Source organism: Bradyrhizobium sp. PUT101 (assembly GCF_052043945.1).
Taxonomy (GTDB): domain Bacteria; phylum Pseudomonadota; class Alphaproteobacteria; order Rhizobiales; family Xanthobacteraceae; genus Bradyrhizobium.
This window is the reverse complement of the sequence record NZ_CP197207.1, coordinates 4783914-4810427: the sequence shown is the minus strand read 5'-3', so window position 1 is coordinate 4810427 and position 26514 is coordinate 4783914. Positions and strand designations below refer to the sequence as shown.

General features: G+C 65.6%; 24 protein-coding genes. 15 read left to right on the top strand and 9 right to left on the bottom strand.

From position 1 onward, the window contains the following. Window positions 1-78 precede the first annotated feature (78 nt). Window positions 79-1890 (top strand): translation elongation factor 4, encoded by a 1812-nt coding sequence (gene lepA, locus ACSHT2_RS23175; RefSeq protein WP_440636740.1) that lies wholly within the window; start codon window positions 79-81, stop codon window positions 1888-1890. A 212-nt stretch (window positions 1891-2102) separates the two neighbouring features. Here lepA and ACSHT2_RS23170 read toward each other — a convergent pair whose 3' ends face one another. After that, the gene (locus tag ACSHT2_RS23170; protein WP_440636738.1) at window positions 2103-2330 is read right to left on the bottom strand and encodes a hypothetical protein; all 228 of its coding nucleotides are present in this window, start codon (window positions 2328-2330) and stop codon (window positions 2103-2105) included. Between the two features lie 44 nt (window positions 2331-2374). Here ACSHT2_RS23170 and ACSHT2_RS23165 point away from each other — a divergent pair, with 44 nt between their 5' ends. Beyond that, window positions 2375-3595: an MFS transporter gene (locus ACSHT2_RS23165; protein ID WP_440636736.1), complete on the top strand. Its 1221-nt coding sequence runs from the start codon at window positions 2375-2377 to the stop codon at window positions 3593-3595. Window positions 3596-3624: 29 nt separating this feature from the next. Here the strand turns inward: ACSHT2_RS23165 and ACSHT2_RS23160 are convergent, their stop codons facing one another. Next, entirely contained in the window at window positions 3625-4878 is a 1254-nt protein-coding gene (locus ACSHT2_RS23160; protein ID WP_440636734.1) for an OpgC domain-containing protein, read from the bottom strand. A 226-nt stretch (window positions 4879-5104) separates the two neighbouring features. Between ACSHT2_RS23160 and ACSHT2_RS23155 the strand changes: the two genes are divergently transcribed. Continuing rightward, the gene (locus ACSHT2_RS23155; RefSeq protein ID WP_440636732.1) at window positions 5105-6271 is read left to right on the top strand and encodes an acyl-CoA dehydrogenase family protein; all 1167 of its coding nucleotides are present in this window, start codon (window positions 5105-5107) and stop codon (window positions 6269-6271) included. Window positions 6272-6626: 355 nt separating this feature from the next. Here the strand turns inward: ACSHT2_RS23155 and ACSHT2_RS23150 are convergent, their stop codons facing one another. Further along, a complete protein-coding gene (locus ACSHT2_RS23150) occupies window positions 6627-8798 on the bottom strand; it encodes an EAL domain-containing protein (RefSeq protein ID WP_440636730.1) in 2172 nt (723 codons plus the stop codon). A 454-nt stretch (window positions 8799-9252) separates the two neighbouring features. Between ACSHT2_RS23150 and mepA the strand changes: the two genes are divergently transcribed. Continuing rightward, window positions 9253-10197: a penicillin-insensitive murein endopeptidase gene (gene mepA / locus ACSHT2_RS23145; RefSeq protein WP_440636728.1), complete on the top strand. Its 945-nt coding sequence runs from the start codon at window positions 9253-9255 to the stop codon at window positions 10195-10197. Window positions 10198-10225: 28 nt separating this feature from the next. Here the strand turns inward: mepA and ACSHT2_RS23140 are convergent, their stop codons facing one another. Both ACSHT2_RS23140 and ACSHT2_RS23135 read right to left on the bottom strand, forming a co-directional pair. Next, the gene (locus ACSHT2_RS23140) at window positions 10226-11104 is read right to left on the bottom strand and encodes a helix-turn-helix domain-containing protein (RefSeq protein WP_440636726.1); all 879 of its coding nucleotides are present in this window, start codon (window positions 11102-11104) and stop codon (window positions 10226-10228) included. 368 nt (window positions 11105-11472) lie between these two features. Further along, window positions 11473-11643, bottom strand: a complete 171-nt coding sequence (locus tag ACSHT2_RS23135; RefSeq protein WP_440636724.1) for a hypothetical protein — start codon at window positions 11641-11643, stop codon at window positions 11473-11475. 91 nt (window positions 11644-11734) lie between these two features. Here ACSHT2_RS23135 and ACSHT2_RS23130 point away from each other — a divergent pair, with 91 nt between their 5' ends. The 5 genes from ACSHT2_RS23130 to modC all read left to right on the top strand — a co-directional run bounded on the left by ACSHT2_RS23130 (window position 11735) and on the right by modC (window position 16701). Continuing rightward, a complete protein-coding gene (locus ACSHT2_RS23130; RefSeq protein ID WP_440636723.1) occupies window positions 11735-13528 on the top strand; it encodes an autotransporter domain-containing protein in 1794 nt (597 codons plus the stop codon). Between the two features lie 313 nt (window positions 13529-13841). Beyond that, entirely contained in the window at window positions 13842-14345 is a 504-nt protein-coding gene (locus tag ACSHT2_RS23125; protein WP_440636721.1) for a hypothetical protein, read from the top strand. A 196-nt stretch (window positions 14346-14541) separates the two neighbouring features. Continuing rightward, entirely contained in the window at window positions 14542-15327 is a 786-nt protein-coding gene (gene modA / locus ACSHT2_RS23120; RefSeq protein ID WP_440636720.1) for a molybdate ABC transporter substrate-binding protein, read from the top strand. Window positions 15328-15340: 13 nt separating this feature from the next. After that, a complete protein-coding gene (gene modB, locus ACSHT2_RS23115) occupies window positions 15341-16036 on the top strand; it encodes a molybdate ABC transporter permease subunit (protein ID WP_061882530.1) in 696 nt (231 codons plus the stop codon). Between the two features lie 2 nt (window positions 16037-16038). After that, window positions 16039-16701, top strand: coding sequence for a molybdenum ABC transporter ATP-binding protein (gene modC, locus ACSHT2_RS23110; RefSeq protein ID WP_440636718.1), 663 nt, complete (start codon window positions 16039-16041; stop codon window positions 16699-16701). A 60-nt stretch (window positions 16702-16761) separates the two neighbouring features. On the opposite strand, the gene ACSHT2_RS23105 is transcribed toward modC, so the two are convergent. Together ACSHT2_RS23105 and ACSHT2_RS23100 are read right to left on the bottom strand one after the other, a co-directional pair. Continuing rightward, window positions 16762-17022 carry a PepSY domain-containing protein gene (locus ACSHT2_RS23105; RefSeq protein WP_370137570.1) on the bottom strand — a complete coding sequence of 87 codons (261 nt, stop codon included), beginning with the start codon at window positions 17020-17022 and terminating at the stop codon, window positions 16762-16764. A gap of 245 nt (window positions 17023-17267) precedes the next feature. Then, on the bottom strand, window positions 17268-19061 hold the full coding sequence (locus ACSHT2_RS23100) for a potassium/proton antiporter (RefSeq protein ID WP_440636716.1): 1794 nt from the start codon (window positions 19059-19061) through the stop codon (window positions 17268-17270). A 205-nt stretch (window positions 19062-19266) separates the two neighbouring features. Here ACSHT2_RS23100 and ACSHT2_RS23095 point away from each other — a divergent pair, with 205 nt between their 5' ends. After that, window positions 19267-20583: a mechanosensitive ion channel family protein gene (locus tag ACSHT2_RS23095; protein WP_440636715.1), complete on the top strand. Its 1317-nt coding sequence runs from the start codon at window positions 19267-19269 to the stop codon at window positions 20581-20583. Window positions 20584-20768: 185 nt separating this feature from the next. Further along, window positions 20769-21587, top strand: coding sequence for a type I methionyl aminopeptidase (gene map / locus ACSHT2_RS23090; protein WP_440636714.1), 819 nt, complete (start codon window positions 20769-20771; stop codon window positions 21585-21587). Between the two features lie 116 nt (window positions 21588-21703). On the opposite strand, the gene ACSHT2_RS23085 is transcribed toward map, so the two are convergent. Next, window positions 21704-22300, bottom strand: a complete 597-nt coding sequence (locus ACSHT2_RS23085; RefSeq protein WP_440636712.1) for a bifunctional transcriptional activator/DNA repair enzyme AdaA — start codon at window positions 22298-22300, stop codon at window positions 21704-21706. Between the two features lie 131 nt (window positions 22301-22431). Here ACSHT2_RS23085 and ACSHT2_RS23080 point away from each other — a divergent pair, with 131 nt between their 5' ends. Genes ACSHT2_RS23080 through ACSHT2_RS23070 form a run of 3 tightly spaced genes read left to right on the top strand, consistent with a single transcriptional unit; the run spans window position 22432 to window position 24406 of the window. Then, window positions 22432-23352 (top strand): DMT family transporter, encoded by a 921-nt coding sequence (locus ACSHT2_RS23080; protein ID WP_440636711.1) that lies wholly within the window; start codon window positions 22432-22434, stop codon window positions 23350-23352. A 55-nt stretch (window positions 23353-23407) separates the two neighbouring features. Next, window positions 23408-24121: a RadC family protein gene (radC, locus tag ACSHT2_RS23075; RefSeq protein WP_440636710.1), complete on the top strand. Its 714-nt coding sequence runs from the start codon at window positions 23408-23410 to the stop codon at window positions 24119-24121. 51 nt (window positions 24122-24172) lie between these two features. Beyond that, window positions 24173-24406, top strand: a complete 234-nt coding sequence (locus ACSHT2_RS23070; protein WP_440636708.1) for a DUF4926 domain-containing protein — start codon at window positions 24173-24175, stop codon at window positions 24404-24406. Between the two features lie 65 nt (window positions 24407-24471). On the opposite strand, the gene ACSHT2_RS23065 is transcribed toward ACSHT2_RS23070, so the two are convergent. Further along, entirely contained in the window at window positions 24472-24846 is a 375-nt protein-coding gene (locus ACSHT2_RS23065; RefSeq protein WP_440636707.1) for a hypothetical protein, read from the bottom strand. Window positions 24847-25098: 252 nt separating this feature from the next. On the opposite strand from ACSHT2_RS23065, the gene ACSHT2_RS23060 reads away from it, so the two are divergent. Beyond that, window positions 25099-26490 carry a peptidoglycan-binding protein gene (locus ACSHT2_RS23060; protein ID WP_440636706.1) on the top strand — a complete coding sequence of 464 codons (1392 nt, stop codon included), beginning with the start codon at window positions 25099-25101 and terminating at the stop codon, window positions 26488-26490. The last annotated feature ends 24 nt before the right edge of the window (window positions 26491-26514 follow it).

Below are 26514 nucleotides of genomic sequence, written 5' to 3'. Positions count from 1 at the left end.
TCAGCTTGGCGTGAAGAAAGGCCCTGAAAATACAGCAATATGGTTGCCGCACGGGGATGTGAGTGGTATCCCGCGCCCATGACGACCGTCCCCATTTCCAACATCCGCAATTTCTCCATCGTCGCCCATATCGACCATGGCAAATCGACGCTGGCCGACCGCCTGATCCAGATGACCGGCGGCCTCTCCGACCGCGAGATGGCGGGCAAGGAGCAGGTGCTCGATTCCATGGACATCGAGCGCGAGCGCGGCATCACCATCAAGGCGCAGACGGTGCGCCTCGCCTACCGCGCCAAGGACGGCAAGGATTACATCTTCAACCTGATGGACACGCCCGGCCATGTCGACTTCGCCTACGAAGTCTCGCGGTCGCTGGCGGCGTGCGAAGGTTCCCTCCTCGTGGTCGACGCCAGCCAGGGCGTCGAGGCGCAGACGCTCGCCAACGTCTATCAGGCGCTCGACAACAATCACGAGATCGTTCCGGTCCTGAACAAGGTCGACCTGCCCGCCGCCGAGCCCGAGAAGGTCAAGCAGCAGATCGAGGACGTCATCGGCATCGACGCCTCCGACGCGGTGATGATCTCGGCCAAGACCGGCCTCGGGGTCCCCGACGTGCTGGAGGCCATCGTCACGCGCCTGCCGCCGCCGAAGGGCGATCGCGATGCGACGCTGAAGGCGCTGCTGGTCGACAGCTGGTACGACGTCTATCTCGGCGTCGTCGTGCTGGTGCGCATCGTCGACGGCACCATGAAGAAGGGCCAGCGCGTGCGCATGATGGGCACGGGCGCCGCCTACGACGTCGAGCGCGTCGGCTTCTTCACGCCGAAGATGACGCAGGTCGAGGAGCTCGGCCCCGGCGAGATCGGCTTCATCACCGCCGCGATCAAGGAAGTCGCCGACACCCGCGTCGGCGACACCATCACCGACGACAGGAAGCCGGTCACGGAGATGCTGCCGGGCTTCAAGCCCGCGATCCCCGTGGTGTTCTGCGGCCTGTTCCCGGTCGATGCCGACGACTTCGAGACGCTGCGCGCCGCGATGGGCAAGCTGCGCCTCAACGACGCCAGCTTCTCGTTCGAGATGGAGACATCGGCCGCGCTCGGCTTCGGCTTCCGCTGCGGCTTCCTCGGCCTGTTGCACCTCGAGATCATCCAGGAGCGGCTGTCGCGCGAATTCGACCTGAACCTGATCGCGACCGCGCCGAGCGTCATCTACAAGATGAAGCTGACCGACGGCACCGAGATCGAGATCCACAACCCGATCGACATGCCCGACGTGGTCAAGATCGCGGAGATCCAGGAGCCATGGATCGAGGCCACGATCCTCACCCCCGACGAATATCTCGGCAGCGTGCTGAAGCTGTGCCAGGACCGCCGCGGCTCGCAGAAGGAGCTGACCTATGTCGGCTCGCGCGCGATGGTGAAATACGACCTGCCGCTCAACGAGGTCGTGTTCGACTTCTACGACCGCCTGAAGTCGGTCTCCAAGGGCTACGCCTCGTTCGACTATCATCTCACCGACTACAAGCCGGCCGATCTCGTCAAGATGCAGATCCTGGTCAACAACGAACCGGTCGATGCGCTCTCGATGCTGGTCCACCGCACCCGCGCGGAAGGCCGCGGCCGCGCCATGGTCGAAAAGATGAAGGAGCTGATCCCGCCGCACATGTTCCAGATCCCGATCCAGGCGGCGATCGGCGGCAAGGTGATCGCCCGCGAGACGGTGCGCGCGCTGCGCAAGGACGTCACCGCAAAATGCTACGGCGGCGACATCACCCGCAAGCGCAAGCTTCTGGAGAAGCAGAAGGAAGGCAAGAAGAAGATGCGGCAGTTCGGCAAGGTCGACATCCCGCAGGAGGCTTTCATTGCCGCGCTGAAGGTGGATAGCTGAAGGGGCGCGGGCCAGTTCGGGCGTGACGAGGGTCCGGGTCGATCGGTGATCGGGAGCCCGCAGACAAAAACCACGAAAACAACCCCATGCACAGTAGCCGGCCCCTTGTTCGCATTGCGTTTTTTCGATTCTCCGAATCCTGTTTGACCTGTCGGGCAAAACACTGGCAGAACGCAATGATCCCGGCGTGTGCGATCGGCTGAGCCCCGTCGTCATTCCGGGGCGCGCAAAGCGCGAGCCATGGTGCGCAATTGCGCATCTGAAAATCCATCGTGCAGCAAGTAACGTGGAGAAATGGATTCCGGGCTCGCGCCAAGTGGCGCGCCCCGGAATGATGGTCCTCCCGATAGCTTGATCATCGCCATCAGCTGCTCGCGCGCCTGGCGTAGCATTCGCGCATAACCGCCAGCCTTGCCCTCCGCCTGCGGATGGGCCACCATCCCCGCGCGCACCACCGACAAAACCAGAAGCGCCGAGGAAACGCATGAGCAAGCCGTCAGGCTTCGATTATGGCTGGGTCGTTGTCGCCGCGGGTGCGCTGATGACCTGTGTCGGGTTCGGCACGATGCTGTCGCTCGCGGTGTTCCTGCAGCCGATCTCGGAAGCGATGGGCTGGTCGCGCGCCGGCGTGTCGGCGGCGGCGACGCTGGATTTCCTCTGCATGGGCCTGGCCGCGTTCCTCTGGGGCGCGCTGTCGGACCGGTTCGGCACCCGCATCGTGGTGCTCGCCGGAAGCCTGCTGCTGGGGCTCGGGCTCGTGACGGCGAGCCAGGCGGCGACCCTGTGGCAATTCCAGCTTTGCTTCGGCGTGCTGATCGGCATTGCCGCCGGCAGCTTCTATGCACCGATGATGGCGCTCGCGAGCGCCTGGATCGAGAAGAATCGCAGCCTTGCGGTGGCGCTGGTCTCCGCCGGCATGGGCGTGTCGCCGGTGACGATCGCACCGGCCGCGAGCTGGCTGATCACGGCCTACGACTGGCGCACCGCGATGCTGGTGATCGGCATCACCGCCTGGGCGCTCCTGATCCCCGCCTGCTTCCTGGTGCGTCCGGCGCCGGCAATTGCCGACCCCGCAACGTCGGACGCTGCGCCTGATGTCGAGCTGACCGCGGCGCAGGCGCTGCGCACGCCGCAGTTCATCGCGCTCGCCGCTGCCCATTTCGCCTGCTGCGCCGCGCATTCCGGCCCGATCTTCCACATGGTGTCCTATGCCATGGTCTGCGGCATCGCCCCGCTCACGGCGGTGACGGTCTACAGCGTCGCCGGCGTGTCAGGCCTCGGCGGCCGCCTGCTGCTGGGGGCGCTGGCCGATCGCATCGGCGCAAAGCCCGTGCTGGTCGGCGGGCTCCTCGTGCAGGCCATGTGCATCGCGACCTATCTGGCGGTGGCGCAGCTCGGCGAATTCTATGCCCTCTCGGTGGTGTTCGGCCTCGCCTATGGCGGGGTGATGCCGCTCTATGCGGTGCTGGTCCGCGAATTCTTCGGCGCGCGCATCATGGGCACGGTGTTCGGCGCGGTGTCGGCCTTCGCCAGCCTCGGCATGGCGCTCGGGCCCTGGGCCGGCGGGATCGTGTTCGACAATTTCCAGCGCTACACATGGCTGCACGCCGGCTCGTTCGCCATCGGGCTCGCCGCCGTCGCGGTGGCGCTGAGCTTCCCGACCAGGCGCCGGCCATCGCTCGATCTCGGCCGCATTGCGGCCTGACGGCAGAACAATGCGCATTCGTGTTCGAACTACAACGGCCTGAGATTGGGAAACATGCCGCGATCGATTGCGGCGAGCACCATCGCCATGACACTCATCAGGCCTAGGCCCAGGAGAGTGACCAGCGTCTGCGATGCCAGGCTGTTCGAGCCCAGGCTGAGCAGTGCATGGGCTGCAAAGGACAGCAGAACACTGGCGCAATAGATCGCGAGCGAATACTCGCCGCATCGTATCAGCGGTCGCAGTGCTCTGGCTTTCAAGATGCTGGCATTGCTTGGAAGAAGGCGCCAACAGAGCAGTGCGAGCGCAGCAAAATGCAACAATCGCAGCATATCGAGATTGGTCTTGTCGACCGGATAGATCAGACGCGACAGCCATCCCGGCACGTAGGCTTCGATCGCGTGGATCTGCCAGCCCAGGGTGATCACGAACGAGAACAGCACGTAGCCCGCCGCCAGGAAGGCGAGAGCCCGGGAATTGAGAACGGCAAGCTGCCAATCGCCGCGGTTTGCCCCCCACCAGATGCCGATCACGAACAGCAACTGCCAGTTCAGCGGATTGAAATAGAGCTGCCCCCTTGGATAGGCCGGGATGTACCAGTCAAACTGATGGGCGAGAACATAGAGAGCGACGGATCCGGTCAGGGCCAGCGGCCAGGCGCGTATCGTCAACGGCACGATCAGAATGAGCGCGAAGTGGAGTATGACCATCAACAGCAGAGGGTCCAGATTCACCGGGGAATAGCGCAGCAGTGCCACCTGGAGCAGTGTTTCAGCAGGCTCCTGCAGCAGGATGGCCAGGTTGGCGTGATCGAACATGCCGGGCTGCCATGCCGCGATGTACGCCACCTCCGCCAGCAACAGGACGACAGTCATGATCTGCGCGACATAGATTTCGAACGAACGCCGCAACATGCGCAAGCTCGCGGCCGCAAAGCCGGACTGACGCAGCAGGTCGCCGTATACGATGCCGGACGCAAGGCCCGACAAGAATACGAGAATTTCTGCCGCATCGCTGAAGCCGAAATTCTTGGGCGTGAACCTGTTCAGATAGCTTTCCGGGATGTGATTGATATAGATCCACCATAGGGAAAGGCCCCGAAAGAGATCGATCCGAAGATCGCGCTCCGCCAGGGGTGGCGGTATGGTCGCAATCCACTTCACTCCCGCGCGCTGCCTCTCTTGATCAGGTCCGCCGAGCCGGCGAGCACTTGCCCGGTCGGCTCGTGATGCCGTGGTCCCCGGCTCATTCAAATCAATCGGGCGCGGAGCGTACATTGCCATGTTGCCATGGTCCAGAAAGCTTGTCGCCGCAGCTGCCACAGCCGCCGAATTCGAGTTGCCCCCGTGTCAACGGTATCGCCATCGCGCCAGCGGTGGACGAAGGCCGAAGACCCCTCGTTGCATGGGCGACAATGAAATGGCGACGGCATCGCCCTTGATCCCATCAGCCAGATGGACCACCATCGCTTCCCATACCGCTCACGGCAGAAGGAGCGAGACGACGGGAATGTCCGAGCTTGCCGGATCTGGTCTGATCGAACGTGCCCGCGCCATCGCGCCGCTGATTGCACGCGAGGCCGACGAGATCGAGCGGACGCGGCGGCTGACGCCGGGCGTCGTGGCCGCGCTGATCGAGAACGGACTCTACAGGACACTGTTGCCGCAGAGCCTCGGCGGCGCCGAAGCTGCGCCGGAAGCCTTCATGCAGATGCTGGAGGAAATCGCCAAGGCGGATGCCTCGACGGCCTGGTGTCTCGGCCAGTGCAGCGTCTGCGCGATGATCGCGGCCTGGCTCGACCACGACACCGCGCAGGAAATATTCAACACCCCGCCCGGCATCCTCGCCTGGGGCGCGATCGCGCATGAGGCGCGCGCGGTCGAGGGCGGCTATCGCGTCACTGCGCGCTGGGACTTTGCCTCGGGCTCGCGGCAGGCGAGTTGGCTGGGCGCGCATGTCCGCATCGTCGGCGCTGACGGCGCGCCGCGCAAGAATGCCGATGGATCGCCACAGGTGCGCACCATCCTGTTTCCGGTTGCGGGCGCGACGTTGCACGACGTCTGGCAGGCGATCGGGCTCGCCGGCACCGGCACGGATTCCTACGAGGTGAATGACCTCTTCATCCCCGAGCGATTCACGGCGTTTCGCGACGTGCCGACCGCGCTCCGCGAGAAAGGCGCGCTCTACAGGATCGGCACCGGCTCGACCTTCAGCCTCGGCTTTGCCGCGGTGTCGCTCGGCGTCGCGCGCGCCACGCTGGATGCGGCTATCGCGCTGGCGCGTGGAAAGCACCAGTCGCTGGCGGCCGGCGCCATGCGCGACAACCAGGCCGTCCAGGGGCTGATCGGCCGCACCGAGGGTGATTTGCGTGCCGCCCGCGCCTATCTCTATGCGGCCGCGAACGCGATGTGGCGCGACCTGTCTGCGACCGGCGAATTCAGCGCGGCGCATCGGAACGCGGTCCGCCTTGCCGCGACCTGGACCATCCATCAATCCGCACGCGTGGTCGATGCCGCCTATCACATGGCCGGCGCGAGCGCGGTGTTCCGCAGCAATCCGTTCGAGCGCCGGTTCCGCGACATGCACGCCATCGCGCAGCAGATCCAGGCGCGGGATACGCATTATGAGGATGTGGGAAAGGCGATCTTGGCGGCCACTGATCGCGAACCACAATGACGCAACGCTCCCCGGCGGGCCCTCAGGATGAGGGTGGAGTGTGCAGCAGCAGTTTCAAAGGACACCGCTTGAGCGAAGCCTCATCCTGAGGAGACCGCGGAGCGGTCGTCTCGAAGGACGAGGCGCTTGCCCAGAAACTTCCAAGAGATCATATGCGATTGCCCCCGCCCGCTTGCGGGAGGGAACGCACACGACCTGAGAGCTTGTGCGAAAGCCTCGCATCGTCATGGCCGGGCTCGTCCCGGCCATCCACGTCTCGTCACGCGGCGCGAAGAACGTGGATGCCCGGGACAAGCCCGGGCATGACGACCTTCTACGTTCGGACATGTGATCGCTCGACCGGCAACGGCGGATATCACGCCACCAGCGCGGCGTCCTCGTCATCGGCGGCATCAATGCCGCGCTGTGCCGCGAGCAGGCCGATGATCTCCGCATTCGGACGGGCCTTGCTGAACAGAAAGCCCTGGCCCTCGTGGCAGCCTTCGGCCCTGAGACAGCTGAGCTCGGCTTCGGTCTCGACGCCTTCGGCGGTGATGGTGACGCCGAGGCCCTTGCCGAGGCTGACGATGGAGCGGATGATCGCCTGCGCCTCGCGGTTGGCGCCGAGATCGCGCACGAAGGACTGGTCGATCTTGATCTTGTCGAACGGGAAGCTGCGCAGATAGCTGAGGCTGGAATAGCCGGTGCCGAAATCGTCCATGGAGATGCGCACGCCGAGCGCGCGCAGCGCGTGCAGCGTCGCCAGCACCTGCGCGCTCTTCTCCAGAAGCAGCGTCTCGGTGATCTCGAGCTCGAGCCGGCGCGGCGGCAGGCCGGAATGTTTCAGCGCGTCCGTCACCACCGAGAGCAGATTGCCGCTGCGGAACTGGAGCGGCGACAGGTTGACGGCGACGCGGACGTCGTCGGGCCAGGCCGCAGCATCGAGGCACGCCCGGCGCAGCATCAGCCCGCCGAGCGGATTGATCAGGCCGGTGTCCTCGGCGACCGGAATGAACTCGGCCGGCGAGACCATGCCGCGCTCGGCATGCGGCCAGCGCACCAGCGCCTCGAAGCCGGTGATGCGGCCGCCCTGGAGATCGATCAGCGGCTGGTAATAGGGACGGAGCACGTCGTTCTGGATCGCGTCGCGCAGCTCGACCTCGATCTTGCGGCGGCTCTGCGCCTTCGCATCGAGCGCGGCCTCGAAGAAGGCGAAGGTGCCGCGCGCATCCAGCTTGGCGCGCGACAGCGCCATGTCGGCGCTCTTGAGCAGCTTCTCGGAATCATCGCCATCGCCCGGCGCCATCGCAATGCCGATCGAGGCGCCGATCACCACGGAATGGCCATCGAGCAGATAGGGATCGGCGATCGCCTCCAGCAGGCGCTTAGCCAGTATCACCGCGTCCTCGGGGCGCGTCAGCCCGCTTTGCACGATCGCGAACTCGTCCGAATTGAGCCGTGCCAGCGCGTCATCCTCGCGCAGGGTCGAGCGCAGCCGCTTGGCGACGCCGCGCAGGAGCTTGTCGCCGACCGCATGCCCCAGCGTGTCGTTGACCGCCTTGAAATTGTCGAGCCCCAGCATCAGGAGCGCGACCTTCTCGGCGCTGCGCCGCGTGTGGAGCAGCATCTCGTCCATCTGCTGCCGCAGCAGGCTGCGATTGGGCAGGCCGGTCAGGGCGTCATGCTGGGCCATGAAGGCGAGCCGCGCTTCGGCGCGCTTGCGCTCGGTGATGTCCATCAGCGCGAGCAGCACCGCGGGCCGCTCGGCATAGGTCAGTTCGCGGGAGTAGATCGCAAGGTCGATCAGCGCCCCGTCGGCCTTGACGTGCTTCCAGGTGCGCCCGGCCTGTTCCTCGCTGGAGCGCTCGGCGGTCCAGGGCGGCTCGCTGTCGAAGGCCTGCAAGGAGCGGATCTTCAGCTTCTCGAACTCGGCCCGGCTGTAGCCGTAATGCGCCACAGCGGCGTCGTTGACGCCGATGATGCATTCGTCGTCCAGCGCGCAGACGATCATGGGCACGGGATTGCCGTCGAACAGCAGGCGGAACGAGGCCTCGCGCTGCTTCAACTCGGTGATGTCGACGCGCAGGCCGACGACGCCGCCGTCGTCGGTCAGGCGCTCGTCGATCAGGATGACGCGGCCGTCCGACAGCTTCTGCTCGTGGCGCGCACCGGGCTGATAGAGCTTTTGCAGACGTTCGGCGATCCACTCGTCCTCATGGCCGATGGCCTCGGGATAGTCGCCGCGGGCGACGCCGATGCGCAGCGTGTCTTCGAGGCGCGCGCCTTCCTCGAACAGATCGGCGGTCTTGCTGTAGATCTCGGCGTACTTCTTGTTCCAGAGAACGTAACGGCCTTCGGCATCGAGGAACACGATGCCCTGCGGCAGCATATCGATGGCCTGGCGCAGGCGTTCATGGGATTTGCGCGCTTCCGCAATCGCGGCTTCCGCCTCGGCGCGGCTGCGCAGGACTTCGTCGCGCTCGACAAGGTCTCGGGTCGCGCACGCGAAACGCGGCTTGCGCGCCTTTCTGCCGGCGCGGGCAGGCACGTTTTGCTTTCGCTTTTTCGTTCTTCGAGACCCCAAACTCAACTTCACTCGTCCCAGTCGTGCCGGCGGCCGCAAGTCTTGAGGCAAGTGTCTGAAAGAAAAGTAATCTTGCCCGGCCGCGGTCCGCGCGAGGCGGACCTTGCTGCCTCTTTGCGCGGCGCGGCTGCGGCGCCAAGCGCCTTCGAACTCAGTCCGGCACCGCAAGCAATGGGCGATCTGGTGCAAAATTGCGCGCGCGCTTGAATCCGTTCCGAAATCGCACGCGATTGCATGCGGTCCGCGGATATTCCTCCCTCCGCGCACGAATTTTGGTCAATGCGGGATACGGTTATTGCACCGTTAAGAAACGGCCGTTTGAGACGCGATTCGGGTGAGATCATCCGTCGTGAGGTTGCGGCGCGCGCAAAGCCTCGTCCTTAACCCTGATGCAGCATTGGGCTATAAGGACGTCAGCATGAATCGCCGCTGCAGCACCCTCCTCCTGCTCTCGCTCGCTCTCCTGGCTGCCGGCGGCGCGCTGGCCCAGGACAAGGGCAGCATCAACCCGAGGCCGCTGCCGCCGCTCGCCAATCCGAACGACCCCGATCTCCCCGCCAAGGAACTGTTCGCGCGAAAGCTGCTGCCGTCGAAGGGGCCGGCCCATGTCATCGGCTCCTACACCAAAGGCTGCATCGGCGGCGCGGTGCAGATTCCGGTCAACGGCGACCATTGGCAGGTGATGCGGCTGTCGCGCAATCGCAGCTACGGCCACCCGGACATGATCGCACTGATCAAGCGGCTCGCGGCGAAGGCGCACAAGGACGCGGGATGGCCCGGCATCCTGGTCGGCGACATCGCCCAGCCGCGCGGCGGGCCGGCGCTGTCCGGCCATGCCAGCCACCAGATCGGCCTCGATGCGGACATCTGGCTGACGCCGATGCCGGACCGCCGGCTCTCGCGCGAGGAGCGTGAGGACATGTCGGCCGTGATGATGGTGCGCCAGGACCGGCTCGACGTCGATCCCAAGGTATTCACGCCTGGCCATGTGCTGGTGCTGCGCGATGCCGCGCGGGAGCCCGCCGTGCAGCGCATCTTCGTCAACGCCGCGATCAAGAAGGCGTTGTGCCGCGAGGCCAAGGGCGATCGCGCATGGCTGTCGAAGATCCGGCCGTGGTGGGGCCACGACTACCACTTCCACATCCGCATGCGCTGCCCGCCGGGGGCCGGCGAATGCGAGGGCCAGCCGTCACAGGCCGACGACGAAGGCTGCAAACCCGCCGACCTCGCCTACTGGTTCTCCGATGCGGTGCTGCACCCCAAGCCGCCGCCGGAGCCGCCAAAACCGAAGCCGCCGATGACGCTGGCGCAGATGCCCTCGGCCTGCAGGGCGGTGCTGCACGCGGGCGACGCGAAACCGTAAGCTACGCCGCCGCCACGGCTTTAGGGAATCACCGCCGGCCGAGAACATGGAGCGGGCCGTCGGCCGCGCTCGTTTCACGGGACCATGCCTCGGCGCGGTCCCTGACTTCGCCCGGCGTCAGGCCGAACTGGCGGCGGAAGGCCCGGACAAAGGTGGAATCGCCGCTGAATTGAAGTTCGACCGCGAGATCGATCAAGCGTTTGCTCCGCGCCGCCGGCGAAATGAGCAGAAGCAAAGCGCGATTGAGTCGCTGATCCTGCACATAGTGCGCAAGACCTCCATCGGACTCGAACAGCCGGTAGAGGCTGGCGCGAGACAATCGAAAGCGGCTGCAGAGATCGTCAGCACTGAGCGCGCCGGTGTGGAGATTGGCGTCGATATGCTGCTTGATCGCCGCCAGGAGCAGTCGGCGTTCCGCCCGCCCGGCATCGCCATGAGCGTCGGCCGCGCGGCCCGCGACTTCCGCGATGACGTCGCATATGCCATCGACGATCGCCGCGGTCACGGCGGCTGCGTCGGCGGTTTCAGGTTGTTGCCAAAGCGCCGCAAACTGATCGGCGAGGAGACGCGCACGACGATCGCATCCCGGCAGAAGCGTCGCCGTTGAAGAATCCGGGTGCGCCAGCCGCGGGGCGAGCACCGGACGCGGCAGGATCAGCGAGGTCTGCCGCGAACGTTCCCCGCCCGCCCCCATCAGCCAGGTGCGGTTCGGCTGCGCCATGTCGATCAGGCAGACGTCACCGGGGCGCAGGGCGATTTCGCGGCGTCCCGAGGCAAACCGTATCTGTCCGTGGAAGCAAAGGGTGATGTGATAATGATCGAGACCGCCACGCGCGATATGCGCGGCGGTACGATCATATTCGAGCGGCGACGAAACGCTCTCGACCAGCATGCCCTCGCCGGTCATCTTCGTCGCGGACAACAGGTAAAAGTCGTCCGGCGCGTTCAGCGGGATGACGTCGCAGATATCCGATGTCGCCGCGCGAAGTGCCTCCAGCGCCTGTCTGCCGATTCCGGGGGCGGCCACTGGCAGCTCGCTCATATGTCCTTCATCCGCATCGCAGCTCAACGCGGCAAGGTCGCGTGGCCTTATCTGCTGGTGCCCCGGCCGGGCGCCAAACTCGTCTTTCATCTGTACTCAGCCGAACAGCGACACGCAACCGACGATGGGTTGGCAGCGGCCGTCTGCTGCCGGTGATTGTGTCGTTTCGGCACCAGCATTCGCCCGAGATGTGAGCATGAGATTCTGGGCACATTGCCCCACCGAGCTGCCTGCTACGCAGCGGGATCGGACTTGCGGCACGTCTGCCGCGCCTCTGGCGCGACAGACCGGGGGACTGGAATGCGGATCGTTCGGAAGGCGTTGGTGGCGCTGGCATCGCTGTGCGCGGCGTTTTGTTGCATGGATGCCGCAATGGCTTCGCCCGGCTGTGATGCGATCAGCATCACATCCCTCGGCGTGGTCACGCCGGGGACAGGGTTTGTCCGAGGCGACACGATCACGCTCACCCTTACGAACAATTCCGGGAACAGTTTCATGTCTCTGATAGACAGTACGGCGTTCGCGGTCTTGGCGGGTCCGACCACAACGGCTTTCACCTACGTCGTGCCGGCGGATACATCGGACACGTTGCATTTCGGCGGCACGCTCTATCCGGCGGATAGTGTCGCCAGCCTCTGCGTCAATGCGCCGGCGCCGACGGTCTCCTCGGTCGGCCCGAACACCGGCGCGGCGCTGGGCGGCACGTCAGTCGTCATCACCGGCACTGGCTTCACTTTTGCCACGGCCGTGGCGTTCGGCAGCAGCGCAGCGACCTCCTTCACCGTCAACAGCGGCACGCAGATCACCGCCGTCGTCCCGGCGCATGCCGCGGGGGCGGTAGATGTGGTCGTCACGAACAATGTCGGCAGCAGCACGCTCTCCGCCGGCTTCACCTATACCAACGCCAGCACGTCGGTGACCCTGACGTCGTCGCCGAACCCGAGCCAGTCCGGGCAGGCCGTGGCATTCAGTGCATCGGTGGCAAGCAGCGGCGGTTCTCCGTCCGGCACGATGACCTTCAGCGACGGCGGCATCGTGTTCGGTACCGTTGCCCTGAGCGGGGGCGTTGCCACCCTGACGACGGCATCGCTCTCGGTCGGGACGCACAACATCACGGCGACATATAATGCCGGCCCCGGTTTCTCCGGGTCTACGTCCGCAGCGCTTGCCCAGATGGTGAACGTGCCGGCCGACAGCAGCAAGCTGCGGTCGATGCAGATCGTCGCGACCAGGACTGTGGCGCAGATTTCGGGCCAAGCCATCTCCGGCGCCATCGATGGCGCGATCGCGGACGGCTTCTCCGACAATCCATCGCCGGTGATGTCGAACGGTGACGGCATGCGGTTCAACTTCGCCGCGGCCGACGATGACCGTGGCAGACCAGGACCGTTCGGGCCCATGCGGTCGCCGACAAACGACCGGGTCGACGACGCCTTCTCGGCGCTCGCTTACGCGGGTAGCGCCCGGCCGGTGACGAAAGCGTCGCCGCGCGTCACGCAGCGCGACTGGCAGGCCTGGATCGATGTGCGCGGAGGGGGCATTCGCAACAACTCCGGCACCGCGAACGATCTCTCCGGCGGTCAGATCAATGTGACGGCCGGCCTGACCCGCAGGCTGACGCCCGACGTCCTGATCGGCATGCTCGTCGGTTACGAGAACTTCCGATATGACTCGGCGTTTCTCACCGCCCGGCTGCGCGGCGACGGCTGGACTGGCGGCGCCTATCTCGGCTGGCGGTTCTGGAATCGTCTCCGCCTCGATGTCGCCGTGGCCTATACTGGACTCGACTATTCGCTGACGGCCGGGACAGCCGCGGCTTCGTTGCCCGGCCGGCGCGTGCTCGTATCGGCGGGCCTGACCGGCAACTACCGGCTGGCCGATGTCGACCTCGAACCGTCCGCGCGCCTCTATGCGCTGTGGGAGCATCAGGATGGCTATACGGACAGCCTTGGTACTGCGCAGACCGACCGAAATTTCTCCTCCGGTCGCGCGAGCACCGGCCTGAAGGCCGCGCGGTCCTGGATGATCGGGTCCAATCTCACCGTGGCGCCCTATGTCGGCATCTACGCCGACTACTATTTCAGCCAGGACGGGACCGATACCAGCGGGCTTTCCTCGATCGCCACGGTTCCGCTCGTCGTCCTCCAGTCATGGTCGGCGCGCGTCACCTCGGGCGCGGCGATGACATTCGCAGGAGGACCGCGGGTCTCGCTCGGTGGTGAAGTCGGCGGGTTGGGCCGCGACTACACGCTCTGGAGTGCCAAGGCGCAGGCCGCCTTCCCCTTCTAGGACAAATCCACAGTCGAAGGAGCCGTGCAGATTGCGGCGCGGGAGCCGGCGGTGTGCAAGGTCGTGCTGCACGCGGCGGATGCGAGGCCGTAAGCAGTGGCATGCGGGCTGGCGTCCCCCACCGCCGTCGTCCCCGACAAGCGTCAGCGCAGATCCGGGATGACGAACTCGTTGGTTGGTGCGCGCCTCCCAAGTACGCTAGAATGCCTTGCCGCTGTGTCGTAAGCCCGCGGCCCTCTCGGGACGCGCCTCCCTGACCAACAAGCCTGACAGCAAGCCTCGCGCCGTCGCGTGGCCAACGATGGGATTTCACATGCGCGTCTTCCCCCTGCTCGCTGCATTCACGATCAGCGCGACCTCCGCTTTCGCCGCCGAAGAACCCAGCGGTTGCGACAAGTTCGGATGGCCGATCGAGCGCGAGCGCGCCGCGCTCACGGCACCCGATCGCACCAAGCTCGCCTCGGGAAGCGAGCAGGCGGCATTACCGTCCTCGGCCATCACGCTGGAGTTGGTTGTCCCGAGTGAAGCAAGGCTGCCGACGACGCCGGAGCGCGCGCCGAAGGACGGCACCTTTGCAGGATTTACCAGCGTCAAGTCCGCCAAGGCCGGACTCTACACGATCAGCCTGTCCACTGGCGCCTGGGTCGACGTGGTCCAGGATGGGCATGCCCTCAAGCCCGTGGCCTTCAGCGGCGCGACCGATTGCGAGGGCATCCGCAAGACCATGAAATACCAGCTTTCGGCGCAGCCCTTCGTGCTCCAGGTCAGCGGCGCCAGGGACAATTCGGTCTCGATCGCGATCCTGCCGGCGCAATAGGCGCCGTTAAATTGACCAAACGGTCGCCCTTTGACCTGACGCCTCGGCCTGCTATGTTTGCCTGGAGCGATATCCCTGCCGGTCGTAAGCCGCTGCCGGGCCCCGTGGAGCGGCGCTTCCACCCGTCGCATCAACCCACCCAACGCCGGACTTGCGCGTGCATCTTGCGCGCGCGGACTCGCACGGAGCGCTCCCCATGTTACGCATTTCAGGACTTTTCACTGCCTTCATGATCCTCGCTGGCGCGGCCCTCTCGCCCGCCGCCGCCGAGGACAAGACCATCACCGTGTTCGCCGCCGCCTCGATGAAGAACGCACTGGACGAGATCGACGCCGCCTACACCGCCAAGACCGGCATCAAGTTCAGCGTCAGCTATGCGGCAAGCTCGGTGCTCGCCAAGCAGATCGGGCAGGGCGCACCGGCCGACGTGTTCGTCTCGGCCGACACCGACTGGATGGACTACGCGATCGCCAAGAAGACCATCAACGAACCGACCCGGGTCAACCTGCTCGGCAACAGCATCGTGCTGATCGCGCCGAAGGATGCCAGGATCGACGACGTCAACATCGCGCAAGGCTTCGATCTCGCCAAGCTCGCCGGCGACGGCAGGATCGCGACCGGGGACGTCAAGTCCGTGCCGGTCGGCAAATATGCCAAGGCCGCGCTGGAGAAGCTCGGCGCCTGGCAGGCCGCGGAGCCGAAGTTCGCCATGGCCGAGAGCGTCCGCGCCGCGCTGACGCTGGTCGCCCGCGGCGAAGCCAGTCTCGGCATCGTCTACTCGACCGATGCAAAGGTCGAGCCCGGCGTGAAAACCATCGGCACCTTCCCGGCGGCTTCGCATCCCGCGATCGTCTATCCCGTCGCCGCGACCACGACCGCGAAGGGTGAGACCAGCGGCTATCTGGCCTTCCTGCGCTCCTCGGCGGCCAAGTCCATTTTTGAAAAGTACGGCTTCAGGTTCCTGGTCAGTCCCACGACTTGATGCCTGCGGCTTGATGTCCGACATCTCTCCTGCCGAATGGACGGCGATCCTGCTCTCGCTCAGGGTCGCCATCATCGCAACGCTGGTGGCGACGCCATTCGGCATCGCGCTGGCGTGGCTGCTCGCGCGGCGTGATTTCTGGGGCAAGTCGCTGCTCGACGCCGTCGTGCATCTGCCTCTGGTGCTGCCGCCCGTCGTCACCGGCTATCTGCTCCTGCTGACGTTCGGCCGCCGCGGCCTCGTCGGCGGCTTCCTCGCCGACCATCTCGGCATCGTCTTTTCATTCCGCTGGACCGGCGCGGCGCTGGCCTGCGGCGTGATGGCGTTTCCGCTGCTGGTCCGCCCGATGCGGCTGTCGATCGAGGCGATCGATCGCCGGCTCGAACAGGCCGCCGAGACACTCGGCGCCGCGCCGTGGAAAGTGTTCTTTACGGTGACGCTGCCCCTGGCGCTGCCCGGCGTGCTCGCCGGCATGGTTCTCGGCTTTGCCAAGGCGATCGGCGAGTTCGGCGCGACGATCACCTTCGTCTCCAACATTCCCGGCGAGACCCAGACGATTTCCTCGGCGATCTATTCGCTGATCCAGACGCCGGACGGCGATGCCGCGGCGGGACGGCTGGTGATCGTCTCGATCGTGCTGGCGCTGGGCGCATTGATCGCCGCCGAGTGGTTCGCCCGCCGCGCCACTGCGCGCCTGCACGGAAACTGAACATGCTGCGCGTCGACGTCGAAAAGCAGCTTGGCGAATTCTCGCTGCATGCATCCTTCGCCAGCGAAGGCCGTGCCATCGGCCTGTTCGGCGCCTCGGGCGCCGGCAAGACGTCACTGGTCAACATGATCGCAGGACTGTTGCGGCCCGACCGCGGCACCATCGTGATCGACGGCGAAACCGTCGACGACACCGCGGCCGGCATCCATGTCCCGGCCTGGCGCCGCCGCATCGGCTATGTGTTCCAGGACGCGCGGCTGTTTCCGCATCTCAACGTCGCGCAGAATCTCGACTATGGACGGCGGATGAACCGCCTGCCGCCCGATCTCTCCCAGCACAAGCGCATCATCGACCTGCTCGACATCGGTGCGCTGCTCGATCGCCGTCCCGGAAAGCTCTCGGGCGGCGAGCGCCAGCGCGTCGCGCTCGGACGCGCGCTGTTGTCGAAGCCGCGCCTGCTGCTGCTCGACGAGCCGCTCGGCGCGCTCGACGAGGGCCGCAAGCTCGAGATCCTGCCCTATCTGGTGCGGCTGCGGGATGAAGCCAACGTGCCGATGGTCTATGTCAGCCACGACGCTGCCGAGCTGCGCCAGCTCGCGACGCAGATCGTCTTGCTGAAGCAGGGCCGCGTGACGTCGTTCGGCGGGGTCAAGGTGCTGGCGTGAGGCGGCGATAGCCCGGATTTCGCTGCTGCGCTCCATCCGGGCCACAGTGCTTCTTTTCAGCTACCAGCCGCGGTCGACATTGCGGACCTCGCCCGTTCGGGCATCGACGTCGACCTCCATCCAGCGGCCCGCGCGGTCGCGACCCTCGATCTCCCATTCATCGCCAAGGAAGTTCGTGTGCGAGACCGTCACGACGCCGAGATCGCTCGCGACATCGAGCGCGACCTGCATCGAGATCTGATCGCCGGTGTCATAGGCCATTGCCGGCGCCGCTGCGCCGAGGCCGATGGCGACGATGGCTGGCAAGATGAACTTGCGCATGGAACTGCTCCTGTCAAAGACGTTGACTGTCGCGCGAAAAACGAGCGACGCCGCGGAGCGTTCCGGGTTCCACAGTCACGAGGCCGCGCGAATCTTCAGCGGTTGCGGCGATTTGGTGGCGGTTGTCCCATCTCGTTATTCCGGGGCGCCCGAAGGGCGAGCCCGGAATCCATCTCGCCGCTCGTTCAGAGGATAAATGGATTCCGGGTTCGCGCTGACGCGCGCCCCGGAATGACGAGAGGAGGCTAGACCCCCGCTACCGAGGTCCACAGCTCCGCGAGCTTCTTCCGCAGCGCCTGCGCGCGCGTCAGCGGCTCGGGTGTCTCGTCTTCTTCCGGCAGACGCAAGCCGACGAGATTGACGCGGCCGCCGGAGATCGAGCGCGCGACGAGGACGATCTCGTCCAGGGCGAGCTCGGCGCCCTCCTTCGGCGCGCGGTCGAGATGGACGTCGAAATAGTCGGCCAGGGTCAGGTTGCCTTCGTCTTCACCGACCTTGACGCCGTAGATCTCGGCGAGCTCGGCGAGCGTGTGCTCGCCGGAGACCATGAAGTCGCCGAGCAGATGCGGATCCGGCGCCGTGCCCGGCTGCATGTCGACGAAGAAGCGGTCGAGCGACTCGGCCTTTTCCGTCGGGGCCAGCAGATAGATGTAGTCGCCGGGCGCGATCGGGTCGGCTTCCACCGGCGTCAGGATGTTCTCGTTGCGGATCACCAGCGTCGGCTTGGACCAGGACGGGATCAGGCCGCGGCGGAAATACAGGCTCTTGGGCCGCACCGGATAGCCGACCAGCTGCTGCTCGAGCTGGCCGGGCAGGTCGAGCTCGACGCGCCGCGGGCCGCGCTCGGCGCGCGGCAGCGCCACGTGCAGCTTGCGGGCGGCGGGCGCCAGCGTCCAGCCTTGCAGCAGGAGCGAGATGATGACGACGACGAAGGCGACGTCGAAATAGAGATAGGCCTTGGACAGCCCGACCAGCATCGGGATCGAGGCCAGGAAGATCGCGACCGCGCCGCGCAGCCCGGTCCAGGCGATGAAGATCTTCTCGCGCCAGTTGAAGCGGAACGGCGAAAGGCACACGAACACCGCGAGCGGCCGCGCCACCAGCATCAGCACGAGCGCGACGGCGACGGCCGGCAACACGGTGGTGCCGAGCCGGCTCGGCGAGACCAGCAGGCCGAGCAGCACGAACATCACGATCTGCGCCAGCCAGGTCGCGGCATCGAGGAAGGTCACCACCGAATTATGCGCGCGCGTCGGCCGATTGCCGATGATAATGCCGGCGAGATAGACCGCGAGGAAGCCGGAGGCGTGCATGATCTGCGAGCCGCCGAAGATCACGAGCGCAGCTGTGGCCACGAACGGGGCGTGCAGGCCCTGCGGCAGCGCCACCTGGTTGAGGGCGATCACGACCAGGCGTCCGCCGATGACACCGACAATGGCGCCCAGCGCTGCCTCCAGGACGAATTCCGTCAGCACATGGCCGGGCGAGCTCGAGCCGATCGAGATGTATTCCACCAGCATGAGCGTGAGGAAGATCGCGAAGGGGTCGTTGGTGCCGGATTCCGCCTCCAGCGTCGCGCCGACGCGCGGGCGCAGGCGCAGGCCCTGGGTGTGCACCAGCAGGAACACGGCGGCCGCGTCGGTCGAGGCCACCACGGCGCCGACCAGCAGCGACTCCGTCCAGTTCAGGTCGAGCGCGTATTTCGCGAACGGCGCCGTGATCAGCGCGGTCAGCAGCACGCCGACGGTCGCAAGCACCACGGACGGCGCGAGCACGGTGCGGATGCTGGCAAAGCGCGTGCGCAGGCCGCCGTCGAACAGGATCAAGGCGAGCGCGACGGAGCCGACCAGATAGGTGGTGCGGACGTCGTCGAACTGGAGCTGGCCAGGGCCGGAATCGCCAGCGAGCATGCCGATCGCAAGGAAGACGAGCAGCAGGGGCGCACCGAAGCGCAGCGCGAGCAAGCTCGAGAGGATGCCGGCCATGACGAGGACGGCGCCGAGCAATATGGCGAGACTGACGGAGTCGAGGGAGGCCATCCACCTTCCGGGTACAAATCGCTGGAATTGCATCCTTATCGTCGGCGGACTCGCGCGCCAACCCATTTTCTGCGGCTCGCGGCGATCTGGCCGTATTTTACGGCCTTAACGCGCTTCACTTCGCGGTGTATCGATGGCCGGGCCGCGCCCTCTATGGGATTCTCGGGCTCCCCCGAATCAATTCGCCCGCTTGCCGACGAGACCGATGGACATGGACCTCAAAGACTTCATGGAGTTCGTGCAGACGACCGCACGCAGCGTCGGGGCGGAGATCTCCTCACCCTGGTTCTACCTGCAATTCGGCCTCATCCTGGCCGCGGCCGGCATCGCCTATGCCGCGGAGGCCGCGATTCGCAGCCGCGTCGACATGACCTCGCTGGCGATGCGCTGGCCGCTGCCGCTCCGCCACTTCGCCCGGGTGATGGTCTCCAGCGCCTCGACGGCGGTGTTCACGCTGCTCGTGATCATCTCGCGCGTGGTGATGTACCACGCGACCTGGCCGAGCCGCAGCTATCTCTTGATGGTCGCGGCCAAGCTGGGCTTCGCCTGGCTCGTGATCCGGCTCGTGACCTCGGTGCTGCGCAACGCCTTCATCGTCAAGCTGGTGTCGATCACGGCGTGGCTCGTCGCCGCGCTCTCCATCCTCGGCCAGCTCGATGCGACGGTCGACCTGCTGGATTCCTTCGCGATCGTGCTCGGCGGCCTCAGGCTGACCCCGCTGCTGGCGCTCAAGGCCGGCGCGCTGCTGCTGATCGCGCTGTGGCTCACCAACATCGCGAGCAATTTCGCCGAGAGCCGGATCAATGCGACCACCGATCTGACGCCGTCGGTGCAGGTGCTGCTGGTCAAGATCATCCGCATCGGGCTGCTCGCCGTCGCGATCGTGATCGCGCTCGGCACCGTCGGGATCGACCTGTCGGCGATCGCGGTGTTCTCCGGCGCGGTCGGCGTCGGCATCGGCATCGGCCTGCAGAAGATCGTGGCCAATTTCATCTCGGGCATCATCCTGCTCGCCGACAAGTCGGTGAAGCCCGGCGATCTCGTCACCATCGGCGACAATACCGGTCGCATCAGCGCGATGAAGACGCGCTATATTTCCGTCGCCGCCGGCGACGGCCGCGAATTCCTGGTGCCGAACGAGGATCTGGTGACGCAGAAGGTTGTCAACTGGACCTATACCGACAAGAACACGCTGGTGAAGATCGCCTTCGGCACGAATTACGATGCCGACCCCCGCCTTGTCTGCACCCTCGCCGCCGAGACCGCCGCCGCCCATCCGCGCGCGCAGAAGGGCAAGCCGCCGACCTGCGTCCTGACCGAGTTCGCGGAAGCCGGGATGAAGTTCTCACTGACCTTCTGGATCGCCGACCCCGACGGCATGGACAAGGTCAAGAGCGACGTGATGCTGGAGCTGTGGGATGCGTTCAAGCGAGAGGGCATCCGGGTTCCCTACCCCGTCCGCGAAATCCGCATCCGCGGCGGCGTCCTGCCGGTGGAAACCACCGTAGAAGTGCCGAATTAGGCCGCTTTCGCACCCGAGGCCGGCAAGGCTCTTGTTTTGACGCGTTTTCTTCACGCGAACCGGTAGCCACTTCGCTCGAAAACGCTCTGCCTCGGCTTGCATGAAGGCCGGCAATCGTTAAATTAGGGCCTGAAATCAAGCCTTTCCACCGATATCGAGACCAGACCCGAAAAGACCAGACACGCATGAGCTACGTCGAAGCCAACGATACCTCCCTGCGCAAGACCGGACAGATCAAGCTGCATGGGCCGAGCGCCTTCGCCGGCATGCGCAAGGCGGGCGCGCTGGTGGCAAAATGCCTCGACGAGCTCACTGACATCGTCGGCCCAGGCGTGCCGACCTCGAAGATCGACGAATTCGTCCGCGACTTCGCCTTCAGCCATGGCGCCTATCCGGCGACGCTGATGTATCGCGGCTACCGCTACTCGACCTGCACCTCGCTCAACCACGTGGTCTGCCACGGCATGCCCGGCGACCGCCCGCTGAAGGAAGGCGACATCGTCAACATCGACGTCACCTTCATCGTCGACGGCTGGTACGGCGATTCCAGCCGGATGTACGCGATCGGCCCGATCGCGCGCAAGGCCGAGCGGCTGATCGAAGTCACCTATGAAGCGATGATGCGCGGCATCGCCGCCGTGAAGCCCGGCGCCACCACCGGCGACATCGGCCACGCCATCCAGAGTTTCGTGGAGCCGCAGGGCATGAGTGTGGTTCGCGATTTCTGCGGCCATGGGCTCGGGCGCATGTTTCACGACGAGCCGAACATCATCCATGTCGGCCGGCCCGGCGAGGGCGTGCAGCTCAAGCCCGGCATGTTCTTTACCATCGAGCCGATGATCAATCTCGGCAAGCCGCATGTGAAGATTCTCTCCGACGGCTGGACCGCGGTCACCCGCGACCGCTCGCTGTCGGCGCAGTTCGAGCACTCGGTCGGCGTCACCGCGACAGGCGTCGAGATCTTCACGCTGTCGAAGCGGCACGGCGAGAAGCAGATCGGGTGATTGCCGACACCAGTCCATCTCCGTCGTCATTCCGGGGCGCGACGAAGTCGCGAGCCCGGAATCTCGAGATTTTCAGGTGCGCAATTGCGCGCCGTAGTTCGGTGCTTCGTACCGCCCTATCGCCGGTGGCGGAATGACGATGGCGTCCTCTTGTAGGTCGCAACAAACGCGTCGTTGAAGCGCCGAACGCTGCCGAATCCCGCGGCGAAGGCGATCTCCGCCAACGTCATGTCGGTCTGGTCGATCAGACGCTTGGCTTCCTGCACGCGCCGCGTTGCCGCGATCTCGCTGGGGCTCGCCCCGGCATGGCGCATGAAAAGACGCAGGAGATGGCGCGGCCCGACGCCAAGCGCATCCGCAAGATCCGTCATGGACGCCCGATCCAGAAAACCGTCGTGGATCAGCCGCATGCCGCGCGCGACGGTGGTGGCCGTTCCCATCCACGCCGGCGAGCCGGGCGCAGCTTCCGGCCGGCAGCGCAGGCACGGGCGAAAGCCCGCCCGCTCGGCGGCCGCCGCGGTCGCATAGAAGGTGACGTTCTCCGAGCGCGCCGGCCGAACCGGACACACCGGCCGGCAATAGATGCGCGTCGAGCGGACGCCGGAGAAGAACAGGCCGTCGAAGGCGCGCGCCCGCGCGAGCCGCGCCCGATCGCAGGTTTCCCAATCGAGATGCGGTGGCAGCGTTTGCCGATGCGCAGAGCCTATCGTCATGGCGAAAACATAGTTTCAAGGCGCGCCGCCGAGTAGCTGAAATCGGACTCGACCGGGCGATGAGGTCCGAATTCAGCCAGCCTGCATCGCCGCTCCCGATCATGGTGTCGACGGATCCGGGAGCAGATCGCGTGAGCATACAGGCGCAACAGACGACGTCAGGACAAACCCGTCTCGCATTCGAGATCGGGCTCCTGCTGCTTCTCTCCTTGGTCTGGGGCAGCTCGTTCACGCTCATCAAGATTGCAATCCCGACGATTCCGCCGTTCACGATGGTCGCCGCGCGGGTGACGATCGCGGCCATTCTCCTGGTCCTGATCGCAGCCACGCAGGGATACACCCTGCCGCGCCATGGGTCGATGTGGGTGGCGTTCGTCGTGCAGGGGCTGCTGCAGAGCGCGCTGCCCTTCACCCTGATCAGTTGGGGCGAGGCGCATATCACAAGCGGCCTCGCCGGCGTGCTCAATGCGACCCCGCCGATATTCGTGCTTGCGATCGCGATGATGACCGGGCGCGGACGACAGGCGATCGGCGGCCGAAAGATCATCGGTGTTGCTCTCGGCCTGGCAGGCGTTGCCCTGACCATGGGGGTCAACGCACTCTCGGGGATCGGCACCGCAGCGCCGCTGGCACAGGCAGCCGTCCTGGCCGCGAGCTTCTGCTACGCGCTCGCGCCGATCTGGGGGCAGCGGTTCGCGAGCCTTCCCGCGATCGTCGCGGCAGCCGGCGCGATGAGCTGCGCCGCAGCCCTGATGCTGCCCATAGCCGCTGTCCTCGATCAGCCCTGGACGCTGGCGCCGACGAGACAGGCGATCGCGGCGGTGCTTGGCCTTGCCATCGTCTGTACCGCGCTCGCAATGGTGATCTATTTCCGCCTGATCCGCACGCTCGGCCCGCTCGGCACGACGAGCGGCAGCTATCTGCGCGCGGGCTTCGCCGTGGCACTTGGGACCACGCTCCTTGGCGAGAGCTTCACCTGGTCGATGCTGGCCGGCATGACGCTCATCGTCATGGGAGTCATAGCGGTGACCACACCCATGCGGAAGCCATGAGGTGACTACAATTGCCGATTGAAAAATTCCCCCGACGGGGCAATGCTGGCGGCCGATGCCCGCCAAGTCCGACCACGACAAGAGCAAGCCTGAGGACGCGCCGCACTATCACGGCCATCGCGGGCGGCTGCGCGAGCGCTTCTACAGCGCGGGCGCGGATGCGCTCAGCGACTACGAGCTGCTGGAGATGGCGCTGTTTCCGGCGCTGCCGCGGCGCGACACCAAGCCGCTGGCGAAGACGCTGATCAGGACGTTCGGCTCCTTCGCCGAGGTCGTCCATGCCCCGGTGGCGCGGCTGCGCGAGGTCGACGGTATCGGCGAATCCGCGATCAACCAGCTGAAGCTGATCGCCGCGGCGGCGCATCGCGTCGCCAAGGGCGGGGTCAACAGCCGCAACGCGCTGTCGTCCTGGAACGAGGTGATCGACTATTGCCGCACCAGCATGGCGTTCGCCGACAAGGAGCAATTCCGCCTGCTCTTCCTCGACAAGCGCAACCAGCTGATCGCCGACGAGGTGCAGCAGACCGGTACCGTCGACCACACGCCGGTCTATCCGCGCGAGGTGATCAAGCGCGCGCTTGAACTCTCCGCGACCGCCCTGATCCTGGTGCACAACCACCCCTCAGGCGATCCCTCGCCATCTCAGGCCGACATCCAGATGACGAAGGCGATCATCGACATCGCAAAACCGCTCGGAATCGCGGTGCACGACCACATCATCGTCGGCAGGAGCGGGCATGCGAGTTTGCGGGGGATGCGGTTGATCTAGAGGAGCCTCAGGAAAGCGTCCCACGCTTGGTGACCTTGGTACCGAGGAGGATTGGTACTGATCATCAATGAACTAGATCTTGTCGTGTTGAAGCGGGATGTTCCTTCGGAACGGCTAACCGCCGGTGACGTGGGCACCGTCGTCCTGGTGCATCAAGAAGGCGAAGCCTTCGAGGTCGAGTTCATGACCCTATCGGGGGACACGGTTGCCGTTGTGACTCTTGATGCGTCCGACGTGCGCCCGGTCGAGGCGCGCGAGGTCGTCCATGCGCGCGCAGTCAACTGAACCAACTTCACGCCTAGTGCACCCGATGACCGCTCGGCAACAATACCGCTAACCATCGCCAGCTCTCACGGTTCGACCCAACGCTGCACCGCCTCGGCGGTGTCGGCAGGCGTTGTATTGAAGCAGATCACGGCGTTCGGCGCCATGCGATGGACGAGGTTGAGCACCTTCTCGAACAGCAGCAGGCGCTCCTTCGGCTCGCGCAGGCCGGCGCCGATGACGATGCAGTCGAAGCTCTCATCCTGCAGCGCCGCCGTAACCCCGGCTTCGGCCGCCGCGTCGAGATCGATCAGGCAGCTCGTGACCTCAAAGCCGAGATCGCGCAGGCGCAACAGCTGCGCCTCGATATGGCCGCGCACGAGTTCCGGCGTGATCTGCGGAAACGCACTGTAGTCCGCATTGCCGGGTTCGATGCCGATCGCGAGGACGCGCTTGGCCATGCAGGACTCCTTGCCGGACCGTCTCATCGCCAACGGTGGACAGCCGTGCCGGTTCCCGCAACGGTGATCGCGCCGGGCTTCACATTCTACCGGTGATTTTACCGCAGCGCTGTAAGCCATTTCACACACGCCGGGCCGGCGGGCTGCCAGATTCTCGGGAGATCACGCTGGCGTCACGCGCCGATCACGGCAGCCGGTTCACTTCGGCTTGCACGAGGAGTCGAGACTTCATTCAATTTGCGGGAGCGAAAAATGATTTCATTCGAGAATCTGAAGAACCAGTATGAGCGGAATTGGGCCGGTCTCGAGATCCGGCAAGGACGCCTCGCCGAGGTGAATGCCGTGGCCCGCAAGGCCCTCAACGGCAAGGCGACATACCAGCAGATCGAGCGGTTGACGGGCGTTCCGTGGTACTTTGCCGCGCTCTGCCACTACCGCGAATCCAACTTCGATTTCGACACCTATCTCGGCAACGGCCAGTCACTCCACCGCGTGACGACGATCGTTCCGAAAGGGCGCGGACCATTCGCCACGTTCGTGGACGGCGCCGTGGACGCGTTCAGAATCCAGAACTTCATTGGAGCGTACGATTGGGGTATCGCGCGGATGCTGTTCCGGCTCGAGGCGTTCAACGGCTTCGGCTATCAGGCCAAGAGCGTCAATTCGCCCTATCTCTATGGCGGCTCGACGCTGTACGGCCCGCCGGAGGCAAGGGCGGGAAAGTACGTCCGCGACCATGTGTTCGACTCCAACCACGTCGATTCACAGCTCGGCACGGCGGTGGTCCTGCATGCGATGATGTCTCTCGATTCCTCGATCACGATCGACGGCAGCCCGCAGTTCGCCGGCCGCACCGAGCCCGAGGACGAAGTGGCCTCGACGATCACTCTCATGCAGCAGGCGCTCAACACGCTCGGCACCAATCCGCCGCTCGCCGAGGACGGCATCAGCGGACCAAAGACCAGGGCCGCCGTCTCGCAGTTTCAGCAACAGAACGGCCTGAGGGATACCGGGCTTCTCGATGCGGCCACGGTCGCCGCAATCACCCGCGCGACGCAGTCTGGTGGCCCGGTGCAGGCGCGCGACCTGTCACAGATCCTGAAGCGGCTGGAGGACCTCGCGCAATTGCTGCGACCGTCGGCCGGCGGCGCGACGCTGCCAGCAATCGTGCCGAGCAACACATTGCCTGCCACGAACGACCCGATCAGCCTGTTCGAACGGCTTTTCTCCCTCATCAACAAGAAGGCGCCCGTGCCAGGACCAGTCACCCCGACGAGCGCTGCCCCCGTCGATCAGCTGAAACAGATCGTCGACCTGCTCGGCACCCTGCTCAACACGGGCGGCGGCAAGCCCATGCTGGGCCAGGTCAACGGCGCACTCGGCGAGACCATCGGCAAGCTGCTCGACGGCAAGAAGACCGCGCTCGGTATCGGCGGCTCGCTGCTCACCGCGCTGCTCTCGTCGGTGACGGCAAGCCCCAATGCAGGCGGCCTTGCCGGACTGCTCGGAACGATCGTGACTGCCGTGCCCGGCCTCGGCCAGGTCGCGATGCCGATCTCGCTCGCGCTCGCCGTCTGGGGCGTGCTCGGCAAGATGGAGAAATGGGCGCAAGGCACCGCGCCGCCGCCGAAGCTGACGACGTAAGACACGATGAATTGGGCTCGGGTC